Source organism: Streptomyces durocortorensis, from assembly GCF_016901035.1.
Lineage (GTDB): Bacteria > Actinomycetota > Actinomycetes > Streptomycetales > Streptomycetaceae > Streptomyces > Streptomyces durocortorensis.
In genome coordinates, this window is sequence record NZ_JAFEUF010000615.1 from 1 (window position 1) to 230 (window position 230).

The window sequence follows — 230 nt, forward strand, 5'->3', positions numbered from 1 at the left end:
CCTTCGAAAGCCCCGCCCTCGTCCCCCCCGCGCGGCGGGTTGCGGGGGCGGCGGGGGGGGGGGCGGGGGGCGGTGAGGTAGGTGAGCCCGTCGGGTCCGGCGGCGAGCGCGCGCCGGGACGTGCGGGGCAGCCAGAGGACGGTGCCGGTCCCGAGGTCCAGGACCTGCCCGTCGCCCGCCCGGCGGCGGGCGACGCCCTCCGACACCCCGAGGGGCACGTCGAGGACGGT

The 230-nt window shown here is 81.7% G+C and carries 1 pseudogene; it reads right to left on the minus strand.

The window, feature by feature from the left end:
• A pseudogene (locus JS521_RS36265) lies at positions 1-230 on the minus strand (hypothetical protein); the annotation flags it as partial.